The 15,426-nt window shown below is 34.4% G+C and carries 19 protein-coding genes; 8 read left to right on the top strand and 11 right to left on the bottom strand.

Translation table 11 applies throughout. The annotated features are described in order from the left end of the window. Window positions 1-130 precede the first annotated feature (130 nt). Window positions 131-502: an NINE protein gene (locus H6F39_RS08820; protein WP_137907685.1), complete on the bottom strand. Its 372-nt coding sequence runs from the start codon at window positions 500-502 to the stop codon at window positions 131-133. A gap of 197 nt (window positions 503-699) precedes the next feature. On the opposite strand from H6F39_RS08820, the gene H6F39_RS08815 reads away from it, so the two are divergent. Then, window positions 700-1,023, top strand: coding sequence for a DUF1825 family protein (locus H6F39_RS08815; protein WP_137907684.1), 324 nt, complete (start codon window positions 700-702; stop codon window positions 1,021-1,023). 399 nt (window positions 1,024-1,422) lie between these two features. Here H6F39_RS08815 and H6F39_RS08810 read toward each other — a convergent pair whose 3' ends face one another. Next, window positions 1,423-3,345 (bottom strand): transglycosylase domain-containing protein, encoded by a 1,923-nt coding sequence (locus tag H6F39_RS08810; RefSeq protein ID WP_137907682.1) that lies wholly within the window; start codon window positions 3,343-3,345, stop codon window positions 1,423-1,425. Between the two features lie 156 nt (window positions 3,346-3,501). Between H6F39_RS08810 and tyrS the strand changes: the two genes are divergently transcribed. Continuing rightward, window positions 3,502-4,701: a tyrosine--tRNA ligase gene (gene tyrS / locus H6F39_RS08805; RefSeq protein ID WP_190396572.1), complete on the top strand. Its 1,200-nt coding sequence runs from the start codon at window positions 3,502-3,504 to the stop codon at window positions 4,699-4,701. Window positions 4,702-4,860: 159 nt separating this feature from the next. Continuing rightward, entirely contained in the window at window positions 4,861-5,481 is a 621-nt protein-coding gene (locus H6F39_RS08800) for a Uma2 family endonuclease (RefSeq protein ID WP_190396563.1), read from the top strand. Window positions 5,482-5,662: 181 nt separating this feature from the next. On the opposite strand, the gene H6F39_RS08795 is transcribed toward H6F39_RS08800, so the two are convergent. After that, complete coding sequence (locus H6F39_RS08795; protein ID WP_190396562.1) at window positions 5,663-7,012, bottom strand: NB-ARC domain-containing protein; 1,350 nt, start codon at window positions 7,010-7,012, stop codon at window positions 5,663-5,665. Between the two features lie 193 nt (window positions 7,013-7,205). Between H6F39_RS08795 and H6F39_RS08790 the strand changes: the two genes are divergently transcribed. After that, window positions 7,206-8,408: a hypothetical protein gene (locus H6F39_RS08790; RefSeq protein WP_199290894.1), complete on the top strand. Its 1,203-nt coding sequence runs from the start codon at window positions 7,206-7,208 to the stop codon at window positions 8,406-8,408. Between the two features lie 39 nt (window positions 8,409-8,447). Next, window positions 8,448-10,025, top strand: coding sequence for a WD40 repeat domain-containing protein (locus H6F39_RS08785; protein WP_190396561.1), 1,578 nt, complete (start codon window positions 8,448-8,450; stop codon window positions 10,023-10,025). A 27-nt stretch (window positions 10,026-10,052) separates the two neighbouring features. Here the strand turns inward: H6F39_RS08785 and H6F39_RS08780 are convergent, their stop codons facing one another. The 5 genes from H6F39_RS08780 to H6F39_RS08760 all read right to left on the bottom strand — a co-directional run bounded on the left by H6F39_RS08780 (window position 10,053) and on the right by H6F39_RS08760 (window position 11,371). Then, window positions 10,053-10,313: a hypothetical protein gene (locus tag H6F39_RS08780; RefSeq protein ID WP_190396560.1), complete on the bottom strand. Its 261-nt coding sequence runs from the start codon at window positions 10,311-10,313 to the stop codon at window positions 10,053-10,055. A gap of 151 nt (window positions 10,314-10,464) precedes the next feature. Then, complete coding sequence (locus H6F39_RS20675) at window positions 10,465-10,689, bottom strand: hypothetical protein (protein ID WP_242025918.1); 225 nt, start codon at window positions 10,687-10,689, stop codon at window positions 10,465-10,467. Window positions 10,690-10,863: 174 nt separating this feature from the next. Further along, entirely contained in the window at window positions 10,864-10,989 is a 126-nt protein-coding gene (locus H6F39_RS08770; RefSeq protein ID WP_190371596.1) for a hypothetical protein, read from the bottom strand. A gap of 14 nt (window positions 10,990-11,003) precedes the next feature. Beyond that, window positions 11,004-11,177 (bottom strand): hypothetical protein, encoded by a 174-nt coding sequence (locus H6F39_RS08765; RefSeq protein ID WP_190371597.1) that lies wholly within the window; start codon window positions 11,175-11,177, stop codon window positions 11,004-11,006. A 29-nt stretch (window positions 11,178-11,206) separates the two neighbouring features. Next, window positions 11,207-11,371, bottom strand: coding sequence for a type II toxin-antitoxin system HicB family antitoxin (locus tag H6F39_RS08760; protein ID WP_190371598.1), 165 nt, complete (start codon window positions 11,369-11,371; stop codon window positions 11,207-11,209). Between the two features lie 202 nt (window positions 11,372-11,573). On the opposite strand from H6F39_RS08760, the gene H6F39_RS08755 reads away from it, so the two are divergent. Beyond that, window positions 11,574-11,750 (top strand): hypothetical protein, encoded by a 177-nt coding sequence (locus tag H6F39_RS08755; protein WP_199290893.1) that lies wholly within the window; start codon window positions 11,574-11,576, stop codon window positions 11,748-11,750. A gap of 157 nt (window positions 11,751-11,907) precedes the next feature. Here the strand turns inward: H6F39_RS08755 and H6F39_RS08750 are convergent, their stop codons facing one another. Further along, on the bottom strand, window positions 11,908-12,141 hold the full coding sequence (locus H6F39_RS08750) for a YgiT-type zinc finger protein (RefSeq protein ID WP_028088778.1): 234 nt from the start codon (window positions 12,139-12,141) through the stop codon (window positions 11,908-11,910). Continuing rightward, on the bottom strand, window positions 12,141-12,452 hold the full coding sequence (locus H6F39_RS08745) for a DUF4258 domain-containing protein (RefSeq protein WP_137907675.1): 312 nt from the start codon (window positions 12,450-12,452) through the stop codon (window positions 12,141-12,143). The genes H6F39_RS08750 and H6F39_RS08745 overlap by 1 nt, the downstream gene beginning before the upstream one ends. Window positions 12,453-13,128: 676 nt before the next feature. Here H6F39_RS08745 and pyrF point away from each other — a divergent pair. After that, window positions 13,129-13,869, top strand: coding sequence for an orotidine-5'-phosphate decarboxylase (gene pyrF, locus H6F39_RS08740; RefSeq protein WP_190396559.1), 741 nt, complete (start codon window positions 13,129-13,131; stop codon window positions 13,867-13,869). A 246-nt stretch (window positions 13,870-14,115) separates the two neighbouring features. Next, window positions 14,116-14,772 carry a hypothetical protein gene (locus tag H6F39_RS08735; RefSeq protein ID WP_199290892.1) on the top strand — a complete coding sequence of 219 codons (657 nt, stop codon included), beginning with the start codon at window positions 14,116-14,118 and terminating at the stop codon, window positions 14,770-14,772. A gap of 72 nt (window positions 14,773-14,844) precedes the next feature. On the opposite strand, the gene hemJ is transcribed toward H6F39_RS08735, so the two are convergent. Then, complete coding sequence (hemJ, locus tag H6F39_RS08730) at window positions 14,845-15,423, bottom strand: protoporphyrinogen oxidase HemJ (RefSeq protein WP_190396558.1); 579 nt, start codon at window positions 15,421-15,423, stop codon at window positions 14,845-14,847. Between the last annotated feature and the right edge of the window lie 3 nt (window positions 15,424-15,426).

Below are 15,426 nucleotides of genomic sequence, written 5' to 3'. Positions count from 1 at the left end.
ACTCTCTTCTATTTGTAGCAATGGTCAGATTTTCAAAAATCCCAAAGCTTACCGTCGTAAAAGTAAGGTCTTGAAACATTTACGACGTATTTCTACTTTTCTAAAAATTATTTATTCCACTACAGCCTATCTAAATCTGATCTAACATCCGGCGGCGTTTTTGCTCAAACTCATACTCAGAAACTAATCCTTCTTGACGAAGTGCGTCCAACTCCCGCAAAGCATTAGCTACTGATTCTACTTGATTACTCTGAGGAGGTGTTACCTGACCTTGACTTTTACCCAAATTAAAATGACGATCAAAAGTCTCTTGATCTTGAGTTAAATACCAAACCCACTCAATAGCACTAGCTACCTTGGGAATAGGTGTCCAAGATAATAAAACATACACTATTCCCCAAAGTGGTTGCCCCAAGTAGAACTTATGCAAGCCTGGAATCGTTATTGTCCCAGAAAAGGCTAAAATAGCCGCAATAATCCGGTTTTTTTCCTTAATTAACATGATCTCATCCTAATATAATTTGTGGGATAATTTGTCAAGTTACTTCCAAAGCTCAGAAAACAAGTAGTGAAATTTCGGTAAAAAACCCTACTTTAACCAACCTAGTTTTTATATATGAATCTTCTACACTAAAATTAAGGTGTAGAGCCAAAATTTCCACCTACTGGACTAATAGTAATCATTTAAATTAAAGGAAAATGGGATTCTTCGACTCGGAAATAGTGCAGCAAGAGGCCAAGCAGTTGTTTGAAGACTATCAAGCACTGATTCAACTTGGCAACAGCTACGGCAAATTTGACCGTGAGGGCAAGAAATTGTTTATTGAGCAAATGGAATCTATGATGGACAGATATCGCGTCTTTATGAAGCGTTTCGAGCTATCAGAGGATTTCATGGCCCAAATGACTATACAGCAGCTAAAAACTCAATTAGGTCAGTTTGGTGTAACTCCACAACAAATGTTTGAGCAAATGAATGTCACACTAGAAAGGATGAAAGCGGACTTGGAAAAAACAAAATGACCATTATATAGGTAATGGGTAATGGGTAATAGGTAATGGGTAATGGGTAATGGGTAATGGGTAATGGGTAACAATAATTTCCCATCACCACTGTCAACTGTCAACTGTCAACTGTCACCTGTCAACTGTCACCTGTCACCTGTCACCTGTCAACTGTCAACTGTCACCTGTCACCTGTCACCTGTCAACTGTCAACTGTCAACTGTCAACTGTCACCTGTCACCTGTCACCTGTCAACTGTCAACTGTCAACTGTCAACTGTCAACTGTCACCTGTCAACTGTCAACTGTCAACTGTCAACTGTCAACTGTCAACTGTCAACTGTCAACTGTCAACTGTCAACTGTCAACTGTCAACTGTCAACTGTCAACTGTCAACTGTCACCTGTCAACTAACCTATTAATTTGACTTAGGACGTGGAAACTGAGAGGGGGACTTAAACTTCTCTACAGGCACATCCTTAAGTGCTTTCATCATAAAATCGCGCCAAATAGGGGCTACCATTACCCCACCAGTTGCTCCACGTGCTAATTGTCTGCTGTCGTCCCTACCTACCCAGACCGCAGTAGTTAGTTGCGGCACAGTACCCACAAACCAAATATCCTTTTCTGAGGATGTAGTTCCTGTTTTCCCAGCGGCTGGTCTGTTTATGGCGGCATTTTTACCCGTGCCTTCAGTAATTACCGAAGTCATAATATCAATGGTCGCCGCTGATGCCCAAGAATCGAGAACTTGTTTAGGTTTAGGTGTATTATCGAGAATGACATTACCAGCACTATCTGTAATGCGGACAATTACGGTAGGTGGTGATTGCCAGCCATAATTAGCAAAGGTAGCATAAGCACTAGCCATTTCTAGGGGAGTGACACCAATAGCACCCAAAGGTAAAGAGGTAACGGGTTCCATTGGACTCATAATACCCAAAGTCCGGCAGGTTTCAACGACTTTATTCATTCCCACTGCTTTACCAAGTTTAATCACTGGGATATTCCGAGAAGTGGCTAGGGCTGCGCGAATTGACATTGCTCCAGCAAAACTACTATCATAGTTTTTTGGGTAGTACCAACCATTACCATCTTGATAACCCACTGGAGCATCTATGACTGTGGTATCTGGTGCATATTTACCAGTAGCAAAGGCAGCATAGTAAACAAAAGGCTTAAAGGAAGAACCCGGTTGACGTTGCGCTTGAGTGGCTCGGTTAAATTCACTGGTTTTATAATCTACACCACCAACTAGAGCTTTCACAAAATGCGTCCGAGGATCAATTGCTACCAAGGCCATTTGATTCTTAGATAACCCTTGGGACTGAAGCTTTTGGTGCCATTCTTTGATGGTTTCTTCGGCCATGGCTTGGAATTTAGCATCAACAGTAGTTTGTACGCGCATTCCCCCTTTGAGCAGGGCTTCCCGGCCAAATTTTTTCGCCAACTCCTGGGCTACAGTATTGGTAATGTAAGGTAAGGCGCTACCTTGAAAAGACCTGATTTTGCCAAGTTTAATTTCTTGCTTGAGGGCATCATCCCGTTCTTTTTGGGTAATCCAATTTAACTCTATCATCCGCCCCAAAACTTCTTTTTGTTTCTGTTTGGCCATTTTCATGCTGGCAAAAGGGCTAAACTCTTCTGGTGCTTGAATTAAACCAGCCATCATGGCTGATTCACCTAAAGTTAAATATTCTGCTGATTTGTTAAAATAACTGCGGGCTGCTGTTTGCACACCGTAGTTGTTATGACCCCAATAAACTTGATTGAGGTACATTTCCAGAATTTCGTCTTTACTGAGAATTTGCTCTAAACGAATTGCTAGTACAGCCTCGGCTAATTTCCGCGTAAAAGCCCGTTTTTGAGACAAAAACAGGTTTTTCACCAATTGCATGGTGATGGTAGAACCACCTTCTTTGACACCACCTGCTACCATGTTGACTACCACAGCACGGCCAACTCCACTAGGATTAATCCCATGATGATCGTAAAAGTGACCATCTTCACTGGCCAAAACTGCGCGTTTGAGGTTGGGGGAAATTCTATCCAATGGTACTACTTCTCGGTTGGCTTCTCCGTGGATACTGGTTAAAAGTTTACCTTTTATATCGTATATGTAAGTTGTTTCTGAAGGAAAAAAGTTTTTAATTTGTCTAACATCTGGTAAATTACGGAAACTAATGGCTAAACCAACTAGTGTCCCCGCTATAATGGAGCTTGATAGGAGTGTTATGAATAGGAGAGTACCCCCAGTTATCTGACCGACTCCTTTAAAAAACTCAAATCCAGATGAATCCTGCTGTTGTGGTTGTTTGTTTTCAAAAGTCCTAGAAGACACGGCTATCTCACTTCCTCACTGGTAAATTTAAATGTAATTCATTAAATGGCAAAAGACGGTTAATTTTTTGTAATTATAGTAATCTGGCAGAACAGAGACGGGATGACAACCCTAACTTTTACAGTCGAAAGTATATTTAATGGCGAATTTCTTAGTATGACGCAAAATTTCTCTTGGTTGCATCGTGGTGTGGCAGAAATTTTTCCTCAACCCCATAACGATGATCATGACACGGAAAGTCTGGAAAAGCGGTTACTTAATTCTGACCGTCCTTTAAGAATTAAACTAGGTATTGACCCCACGGGGGCAGATATTCATCTTGGTCATAGTATCCCTGTACGGAAATTGCGGGCTTTTCAAGATGCTGGTCATACGGCGGTACTGATTATTGGAGATTTTACGGCGCGAATTGGTGATCCTACTGGTAAATCTGAGGTGCGTCGTCAGCTTACGGAAGCTGATGTGACACGAAACGCTCAAACTTACCTTGACCAAGTACGTCCTATTTTGGATTTTGATACCCCTGGTCGGTTGGAGGTACGTTATAACTCTCAATGGCTTTCCCAGATGGATTTAGGAAAAACTTTAGAGCTACTTTCCACAATGACTGTAGGACAAATGTTAGCTAAGGAAGGTTTTTCAGAACGTTATCAACAAGAAAGTCCCATTTTTCTCCATGAGTTCCTGTATCCACTGATGCAAGGTTATGATTCCGTGGCTGTGGAGGCTGATGTGGAATTGGGGGGGACTGATCAAAAATTTAACATCGCTGTCGGGCGAGATCTACAACGTCATTTTCATCTCAAACCGCAATTTGGACTGTTATTACCAATTTTAATTGGTACTGATGGTGTACAAAAAATGTCTAAATCTTTAAGTAATTATGTCGGTTTGGGTGAACATCCTTCACAAAAGTATCAAAAACTTCAAGGTGTACCAGATAATTTACTCCCACAGTATTTTGAATTGCTGACAGATCTACCTTTAGATAGTTTGCCACAAAACCCACGCGATCGCCAGGAGTATCTTGCATGGGAAGTGGTGCGTCAATATCACGGTGAAGCGGCAGCTAATGAGGCTAGAGAGGCTGCTAAAACTGGTGGAAGGGATGGAGCATCATTACCGGAGTATTCTGTGGCTGCTATTCCTCAATTTCCTGCGAAATTAGCCTTTATTTTGGGTGCTACTGGTTTATGTAAAAGTACCGCCGAAGGTAAAAGGAAAATTCAGGAGGGTGGAGTGAGGATAGATGGTGATAAGATTAATGATGCGGATTTAAGTTTTTCTCAGCCTGATGATTTATATAATAAAGTGTTACAGGTGGGTAAGAAGAATTTTATACGGTTAGTAAAGTAGGAGCGAACGGCCGTTCGCCCCTACAGCTGTTTGTCCGTACAGAGTTGTAGGGTGCGTCAGATATGGAAAATCTATTTATTTGCAGGATTTATACAGTAGCAAAGCACCCTACCAATCTGCCAGTTATAATGTTGTCATTATCAGTAATTCTTAAAAGTCATGATTCAAACCTTAACTAAAATTGTTACATTCGAGGAATTTGTTAACTGGCTTCCTGACAATTCCGATATACGTTATGAATTACATCGTGGAGAAATTGTTAAAATAGCCCAACCAGTGGGAGATCATGAAGAGGTTAAAGGGTTTTTAGGTGTAGAAATTCCCTTTGAAATTAAACGAATGGGATTATCTTATGTGATACCTAATCAAGTTATAGTTAGACCAGAAGGTAAAGATTGTGGTTATTTTCCCGATTTGTTGGTTTTAAATCGTGGGAATTTAGCTAATGAACAATTATGGAAAAAACAATCAGTTATCAGTAATGGGGCTTCCATATCATTAATCATCGAAATTGTTTCCACTAATTGGCGTGATGATTACCATTTAAAGTATGCTGATTATGAGGAAATGGGTATTGCTGAATATTGGATTATAGATTATGCAGCTTTAGGAGGACGTAATTTTATTGGTAATCCTAAACAACCTACTATTTCTGTTTGTAATTTGGTAGATGGAGAATATCAAATCAGTAGATTTAGAGATGATGAACAGGTTATTTCTCAAACTTTTCCCGAATTAAATTTAACTGCAAATCAGATTTTAAAAGCTGGTATGATGTAGGTTTAAATCAAATAAATCAAACAAATAAATCAAAATAGCAGATTTATTCCCCAAACATTACCTAAACTGCTACTGCTGTAAATTAATTTTGACTAATCTAGGACTTACGCACGATTCACTGAATAACGAACCACAGAGGCACAGAGAACACAGAGAAATGAGGGTTTGAGGAATATTTTGCTTAAGTCCTGTAATTTTGACAAAAATTTCTGACATATTCCCTGAAAATTGGAGATAAATCAAACAATATGTTATACCCTGTAATTTTCTGAATTAAATACCTTTTTTGTAGAGATTCTAACCCATTAATAAAATTAGTAGAAGATAATTCTAAGGTAATTTTTAGATATTCTCTAGATACAGGTTGATTACATTTACTCAATGCTAAAATAATTTGTTGTTCAATGGGTGATATTTTGTTAAATATTTGGCTAAATAAAGATTGCATTTCTTGAGTAATTACTAATTCATTTTCTGCTAAAAATTCACTAACTTTACCATTAAAAATCTTTTTAATTGAGATGGTAATAGTTTTTAGAAACAATGGATGACCTGTATATAATATCATTAAATTTAACCAAGTATCTTCATCTTTTAATCCGGTATTTTTGAGAATATCTATATTTTCTAGTCCTGATAGTTCTAAAGACTTAATAGGATATAATTCTTCATCTAAAGATTCCATTTCTGGACATTGTTCTTGACTGATTAAGATTACATGACTTTGATGTTGGGTTTCTGTAATCATTTTGAATAAGGTTTGATAGTCTTGATATTCTGGTTGATATTTTCCCGCAAATTGATGAGGAGTAAAGATATTTTGTACATCATCAAGAATAATTAAACATTTTTTATTTGTGAGAATATCAAATAATTGTTTTAATTTATCATTTATAGTTGCTTTGGGTTCTTGTTGACAAGTATTTAATAAGTCGTTAATTAGTAAATTTAGGGATTTGGGAAATTTTAAACTTCTCCAAATAATAACTTCAAACTTTTGTTGATGTAAGTCTATGAATCTTTTAACGAGGGTGGTTTTACCAATACCGGATAATCCTAAGATGGAGATTAAATTAGTAGTTTGGTTTAAAATCCAATTAAATAAAGTATCAATTTCGGAAATGCGATCGCAAAAACGATTAATTTTAGGAGCAATAGTTAAATCATAATAGAGTTGATTCTTAATACCTTGTTCTGTATTTTTAGAAGATTCATTATTATCATTATGACAATAATTTATCTGATTATTACCAAAATTATAAAACTGAGAATTATTTATAACTCTTTCTATAGTCCAACAAAAATTATGCTTATTAACATCTTCTCCTAAAGATTCCGATAAAATTTGCCATAGTTTACGTCCAACACTTCTAACGCGACTTTCGCTGCGATGACATTCATCCGCTATTGTCTCATAAGTTTTGCCATCATAAACTCCTGTAATTACAGTTTTTTGCAGATCATCTAAACGTTTTCCTGTCTTATTTAAGATCAATTGATCTGCAAATTGTAAAATTTCTGCAACATCCATAAAATCAGGTCATGATAAGGTTCTCAGCAATTATAGCGTATTCTTACGCATCATTGTAAGCTATTTTAATACATTTTTTTAATAGTTCGTTACAAAACACAGTCTTAAATAGTCTTTTGGATGATAAAAAAAGATGATACATAATAAAGCAGGGTAAAAAATCGAAAACTTACTGTATTGATACTTAGAGACAATGCTACCAACTTATAATGTAGTTATTTTGGGTCCATCTGGTTCAGGTAAAACTGTGTTTTTAGCAAGTATGTATCATAAACTCTCAACACAGGGAGAATCAGGATTTTTTTTAGCGGTAGATAATGCTGAACGAACAATTTTGAATCAGATTTATACAGAAGTTGCTACTGAGGAAACATGGCCAGAACCAACACAACTTGGAAATATATCTAATTGGACATTTACTTGTAAAATACAGACTCCGAAAGGTACTTATTCAGCTTGTCAATTTCAGTATACAGATTATGCAGGTGAAATACTAACAGATCACAAAGATGATCCTACATATATTGAAAAATTTAATGAAACAATAAAAAATGCAGATGTTTTATTAGGTTTAATAGATGGTTCGCGGTTACTTTCATATATCAAGAATGAAAGGTCAGGTATAAGATGGGTAGTTAGAGACTTAGCAAATGTATTAGATTTAATGCAAAATACAGATAAATCTATTCATTTTATTATTAGTAAATGGGATTTAATAGAAGGTGAATACACCCTAGAAGAAGTTAGAAATCATTTGCGAAAAATAGAGGCATTCCACAATATTATTAATAATCGAAGTAATAACAGTGATATTAATAATGAAAATAATAGAAATGATGATAATAAAGGTGTTGTTCGATTAATTCCTGTTAGTTCAGTTGGTAAAGGTTTTGCAGAACAACAAAGCGATGGTAGTATGAGAAAAACAGGAAAACTACCTAAACCTTATAATATAGAATTACCTATAGCTTGTATTCTACCTGATAAGCTAAAGGAACAGTTGAAGAAAATTATCAATGAGGAAAATAAAAAGTCTCAAGAACCGATTGAAGAAGTTAAAGCTAATTTAACCTTATGGGATAAGCTCAAAAAATATTTTGGTACAACTGCTAAAACAATACTGGAAACAGTAGCACCCAAATTACCTCCCCAATTTCAATTTTCTAAGGAAATACTTACAGACATTATTAATTTTATTGATCAAGAATTGCAAACATCTGTAGACAATAAAGAAGCCGCAGCTAAAGAAAGAACAGAACAATTAAAAGCTAAAAAAGCAGAGGCTTTAGTAAAAATTGAAAGTGAAAGAACTGCTTTAGACTACTCTATTAGTTGTTTCTTGTTGCTTGTAAATAAATTAGAATATGAACATCCCTATTCTAAGTTAACCAATTAAATTAATTAAATTAATTAAATTAAATCAAGAGATGAAATTATGACAACAGATATCATAGAAAAAATAGAGGGTTGGGTTTTCCTGGTTAGTCGTAGTCAAAATCTGGGATTTACAACAATAGTTGCTCCTGATTTTATGTGTGATGCTAGGGTATCTAGTTTACTTGCGTTTGTTGCAGGAGGAAAGATAACAGAAGCTAGAAAAGCAATATATCGTCAAATCCATAATTCTGCTGTGGGTAATTTAACGTTAGTATTTCGTGTGCTTGAAACAACTTATGAAGATATAGGAATAGAAGGAAATGGTAAAATTAAAGATTCTTTTGGTAGAGAAATTCCATTTATTGAAGGTGTTGTCTTTAAAGGTAAATTAACAGAAGTCAAAGTGTCTGAAGACATTTTTGCTAAAATTCATAATGACATTAAACAGCCTTATCAAACATTTTGGGAATGGAGTTATCCAAAAGCAACAATTCCTTCACAGTCACAAAGTTTTGAAAAACCATCAGAATCAGAATGTTTTGAATTAATTATTCAAGAACCTTACACAGATTCTCCAAAAATTGATGACAGTTCTCAGAAAATATGGAAACTATCATATCAAATAAATCTTGATCACGAAATATATGATTTTGATATTTCTGATCAAGGTGATTTTTTAGCTGTAAGATTCGATGATATTTGGCAAACATTAGCTATAGTTCCGTTTGATGCTACAAATAGAGAAGATATAAAGTACAATGATAAATATAAATTAGAAAAGAAACATCAAACTTTTCCCTCAAAACTAATCAATAAAATTCCTGTTGTTGGAGGAAAAATATTAGACTTTAGAGAATGTAATCAAAGTCCTATATCAATTAGTCAAAACGATTATATAGCAACGGAGATAGTAAAAACAAACAGTAACTACATTAAAATATATGATCATAATTGCAAAGAAAAATATTCAATATTAATAGAAAATATTAACCATAATATAATTACTTCCTTATCATTTATAAATAAAGATTTAATTATTTGCGGTTGTAAAGATGGAAGTATAAAATTGTTTAATTGCAAAACACAAGAAAATATTGCTAATCAAAACCACTGGAGTAATAAACAAATAACATCAATTGCAATTAGTAGCGATAATAAAACTTTTGCGAGTTCCGATAGTGAAGGAAATATATATTTTTGGGAAATAGTAGATTTAACTATATATGAAAAACGTAAAATTCAGAATGCTCACAAAATAAAAAATGGTATGAAGATTAATTCATTAGCATTTAATCCTGATGGTAAAATTTTAGCAAGTGTGGGTGAGGATGATTATAAAATAAAATTATGGAATCTTTCAGGTGAGGAAGTAGGTATTCTAGAAGAAGAAAATTCTAGTGATGTAGGTAATGATACAATTAACACAATTGTATTCAGTTCAGATGGTAAGTTATTAGCCAGTGGTGATAATAGAGGTTATATTAAAATTTGGGATTTTACTAATAAAAAGTTACTTCCTTTTGATAAAACAACGCAACATGATAGTGCTGTTACATCTCTTGCTTTTATTCCAGATACTCAAATATTAATTAGTGGTAGCAAAGATAAAACTATTAAATTTTGGAAACAGAGATAGTAGGTAAATTCGTATCTAACAAATATTTCATGATAATTTAAACTCCTCTAAATCATCAAAAACACCTTCAGAATCTATAGTTAAAGGAGTATCTTTTAAACATCCTGAAGTTTCCTCAAAAAAATTAGCTGGCCAACCTTTTCCTTTGGGTTTATTTTCCTGCAGAAAATTATCACTAGGCTTTAAAATAATAGTAATAGTTAAATCAACATTAACAATATTTACAGGAATATCTAAATGTAATATTCCATCTTCACCAACATGAGAACTTAAAGTTATTGTTTCCATAGCATTTAATTACATGGAGTGATTTTTACTAAGATATATCTAATTATACATCAGATATTTAAAAATTGCCAAATTGAACATACTAGTTGTAGATGATATAGCCTTTCCCAGCAAGTAGGTTGGGTTGAGGAAACGAAACCCAACATTGATATCAAATTTTGACAACATGATCAATACTTGTAACTTGATTCTTAAACTGTTCCCACAACTGAAAAAATAAATCAAAAGCTAATTTTTCATCCTCTACTTGAGACAAAATAATACTTTCCCAACCTTCAGCAGAATTAATTTGATATTTCCCTTGTATCCATTTCTGAAATTGAGCAAATTGTTTTTCCTGTTGTGTTAGTTGTAAACCTAACTCACCTCTGGACATACTATACCCCATTAATAACATTTTTAACCGAGTTATAGATACTTTTCATAAATACATTCCTGGGCGTTGTTTAATTTTGGTTAATAAGTCATAGAGATATTCTTGACTATTTTTATTACCATTAGTTGTAGTTACATCTAGCATAATCTTCTCCTCAATTCTCCTGAATATTTATTAAAAGTTTTCTTCAGTAACTATTAATTCTTGTCCTAAATGAATCTTACCAAAAAATTGAAAATTACCTAACCATTCTACTTTTGCTATTCCTTGAGGATGATGATTGTCAAAAACAATTTCCATCCCATCTATTATAACTATAATTCCTTAATTTCCATAACAGAGGTATCATCAGAATCAGAATCAGATTCAGTTTCATCTGGTACAAGGATAATGACTCTGACTTGTTTAAGTGCATGAATTTCTAAAGGTTTATCTAATAATAATTGACCTTTTTCATCAAATTTTCCCATGACTTCAAAAGCTTTCATTGTTTGACCTCAAATAGATAAGAATACAATTATAGCTGAATATAATCCACTGACAAATATCCTGCAATTGCTTCATACAAATTATGTAAAAGTTCTTCAAAAGAGTCTCCTTGAGTAGCACAACCAGGAAGAGAAGGAACTTCTCCCCAATATCCACCTTCTTCTGCTTCATGTACGATAATTTTTAGTTTCATGATGTTACCTTTACTTGATTTTAAGATAATTACAATATTATATCATATTATTACTGACTTATCAGGTTACAATTTATTTGATAATTTTTGATAATTTTTGCTAAACTAAACAAAAATAGTTGTAAAATTATAAGTAATATTATACCAACAAACAAATATGCAACAATTAATCATTCAAATTGCTGATAAAGAAAAAGCATAAATGCTATTAAAAATTATTTCTGCTTTAGATTTTGTGAACTCTGTAGAAGTCATAGAAGATAACACCAATATATCTGATGATGAGCAAGATTTTTTCTCCTTTGCAGGGATATGGGAATATAGAAATATTACTACTGATTCCATTCGTCAAGAAGCATGGAGACAAGAAATAAAATGATTTTATGTGATACAAATATTCTCATAGAATTTTATAAAAACAATTCTCAGGTTATTTCTGAGCTTCGTGATATTAGACTAAATCAATTGTAGGTTGGGTTGAGGTAACGAAACCCAACATTTCTAAACCTGACAACCTGACTCACTCAAGCTATCAATTAAGCAGAAAAAGCAAAAACATCAATCTCAATTTTTCTCTGGGATTTTTGATTACTATTCAACATTAAACGAATATTTTCAGCAGTTTCACTACTAAATGTTACTTCCCCACAACGAGAACAAACTTTAGCGGGAATACCCTCAACTAACATTAGTTTACCTTCGATTTCAAAAGTTTCATTAACTAATTCTTCAGTAAATTTATCTGAACCACAAATATGACAACTTAGCATTATAACCTCCTTTGGGAATAATTAATCCATTCTGTTTGCTCAGGCTCATATAAAGTAATAATAGTTAACATATCAGATTCTCGTCTTGATACCTGTAAATGTAAAGGACGATTATTAATTGTCAATCCTAAAATTAAACAGCTAGGAGAGTATTTATCATCAGGATAATCTTCAATAATAATTGCATTATCTCCTGTTTCCATTATTTCCGAGCGACTGATATTTCTTTCAACTAAACGTTTTAATCCGTGACGAGTAAATTCAAAATTTCCTGACTGAAGTTGTTCACGAATTTCATCTATAGATTTCATTAGTTATGGTGTGATCTCCTACAAGATGATAAAATTGATTCATTGATTCCAATGCAGATGAAGAATATAAATAATATTATTATACGATATATTAGCAAATATTTTTGCTAATCGCCATATCATAAACTGTCTATTTTGTCAACCCACCCCTGACTTTGCTTTACAAAAGTACATCAAGGTATTTCTAAATTTGTCCGAAAGATTCTCTATCACTCCTGAATATTTTCCCCGTCCTCACTTTCCCTATTTCTCAAATACCTATCAATAAAGGATTTCCAGATTCTACTTCCTGCAATTTTAGAAAATTGATATACTACGCCTAGATTTTGAAATTTTACCAAATCGCTGAAACTATTGCAAGATCGTTGATAAATAGAAATTATTCTCAATAAAATATTAAGAAAATATAAATATGAAGTTATATTAATTTTTCCAGAATAGAAATATTTAAACTATTTTCCAATTATCTATAATTTAAACTTATAAATTAAGGAAATAACAGGCTTAAGAGTAAAATTTTTGTTGTACTCTATTACACAGTATTTATATGTTATTAAACACTTATAGGCTTTATTTAAGTAAGTCTAATTGTTAAACTACTCAAAAGTAGTCATATTAAACATCGCTATTGAAGTATAATAAATTGGATAATATGTAATAAGTAATAATCAGAATTATGAATGATGAAAAAATTATTGTACCTTTAGATGTATCAGATTTAGATAGCGCGATCGCTCTCATTAATAAACTTCCTCAAGTCACTTTCTGGAAAGTTGGTTTGGAGTTGTTTACCAGCACAGGTCCGAAAATTCTCGATATCCTCAAATCTCGTCAAAAACGTATTTTCCTCGACTTGAAATTTCACGATATCCCCAACACTGTCGCTGGTGCTTGTCGCGCTGCTGCTGGTTATGGGGTGGATTTATTGACAATTCACGCAACTTGTGGTAGTGATGCTCTCAAAGCGGCTGCGGAAGCTGTGAAAATTGGAGCGGAAAAGGCCGGAACAAAACCTCCGCAATTAATCGCTATTACGTTGTTAACCAGTATTTCCCCACGACAATTGGCGTTTGATTTGAAAATTCCCCTGGAATTACCAGAATTTGCTCTGGAAATGGCACTTTTAGCTGAAAAGTCAGGGTTGAATGGGGCGGTTTGTTCTCCCCAGGAGGTGCAACAATTAAGAGAAACTTGTAAAAATGACTTTTTGCTCGTTTGTCCAGGGGTGCGGCCTACTTGGTCTGATAAAGGCGATCAAAAGCGATCGCTCACTCCTTCCCAAGCTATCACAGCGGGTGCAGATTATCTCGTTATCGGTCGTCCTATTACTGCGGCTGCTGAACCTGAGTTAGCCTGGAATCTGGTTGTTGAGGAGTTAAATACTTTTCCTACCAAAAACCAAAGGCCTCTTGACTAAAGAAAACTTTGGTTATCAAGATAGTTCTTCCTCGTCTATTCCATCATAACAAATTCAAAATCAATTGTCAACCCCCTTGATAGTATTTTTTGGGCTTTTCTTGGGAGTGGGAATTATTCGCTAAGTTGTGGAGGTACAAAATCATCTGCGTTTATCTGCGTTTATCTGCGTTTCATTCCTAATTGCTGTAGCTATGAGGATGGGAAATGCTATTATTTACAATTTATATGATGACAAAAACGAGCAATGCTAAACCTTGACTGGAGTTTAGAAGTTGAAGAGGAAAAAAGAACAAGGAAGAACGAAATCAATTTCTCTCCTGGTTTTTGGTGCTTATATTTAATAGCCTGTAATTTATGGTTATTTATTGCTCCTGGATTTTATTATCCTCTAATTGCGAAAACTATCACTCCTAAATCTGTAAGTCCCCAAGTTACTAACTCCTGTTCTCAACAAAGTTTAGAAACTTTAACAACTCAATTAATGTTAGATTTACCTGGTTATGCTAACCGTGTCACGCAACGTGCGCGTCGTCTGAAAAGGAGTATTGATACTTTTTCCTATATATTGGCTGCGGGGAAACCAGAGTTTGAATCTTTACCATTAAATCCTGGTATTGATCATGGGAATAACTATAACACGGAAGGAGTAGAACAGGTTTTCTTTACAACCTTAGAGAGAAAATATCTTAATAAGAAACCTGTAGAATTACAAGAATTTCACAGGCTATTTTTGACAAAAACTAACACTGGTTGGAGTGTGGTTATGATGTTTTCTCAAACCAGTGAGTATCCAGTTAAACCTCCTATCGCACCACCCAGAAATAGTAGTTATGGTGCGATCGCTCAAGGTGTTAAACTATGGTTACGGGATTGTCAAGCTGGAACTGTTCGATTACAGTAAGTAGTTACAGCCATTTTCAGGTAAATCGTTTTTTGTTTCCCACCCAGGCGCAAATCAATATACTATATACTATTACCCTTGGGGAACTTGATTTAATTCTGCTGTTAGCTTCTCTTTATTGCGTCTACGGATTTTAGCGTAAAGTTGAATACTCACAGCCATGAACACTACTAAACCAAAAATTAACCAGGCTGTCATGTCGGTGGGTAAGTTATTCTTGAATATAGCCAACATGACAATTACAACTAGTAAAAGCGTTGGTGCTTCATTCAAAGCGCGTAAACTTTGACCACTCCATTTACATTCATCTGCTGCTAACTGCTTCATGAGTCTACCACAATAATGATGATAGCCAATTAAAACAGCTACAAATGCTAATTTGAAATGTAGCCAGGGTTCTTGTAAAATATCCATGTTTGTAGATAAGATACCAATAGCCATCGCTACTGTTACTAACATTCCAGGGGTAGTTATAATATCATAAAGACGCTTTTCCATGATTTGATACTGGTTTTTCAGTATCGTTCTTGCTGGTTCTGGTTCTTGGTTGGCTTCAACGTGGTAGATAAATAACCGAACTAGGTAAAATAACCCCGCGAACCAAACCACAAAGCCAATAATATGAAATGCTTTAAACCAAGAATAAGCCATAAT

This window comes from Dolichospermum sp. FACHB-1250, assembly GCF_014696335.1.
GTDB lineage: Bacteria > Cyanobacteriota > Cyanobacteriia > Cyanobacteriales > Nostocaceae > Dolichospermum > Dolichospermum planctonicum.
This window is presented reverse-complemented; position numbering and strand designations above follow the sequence as displayed.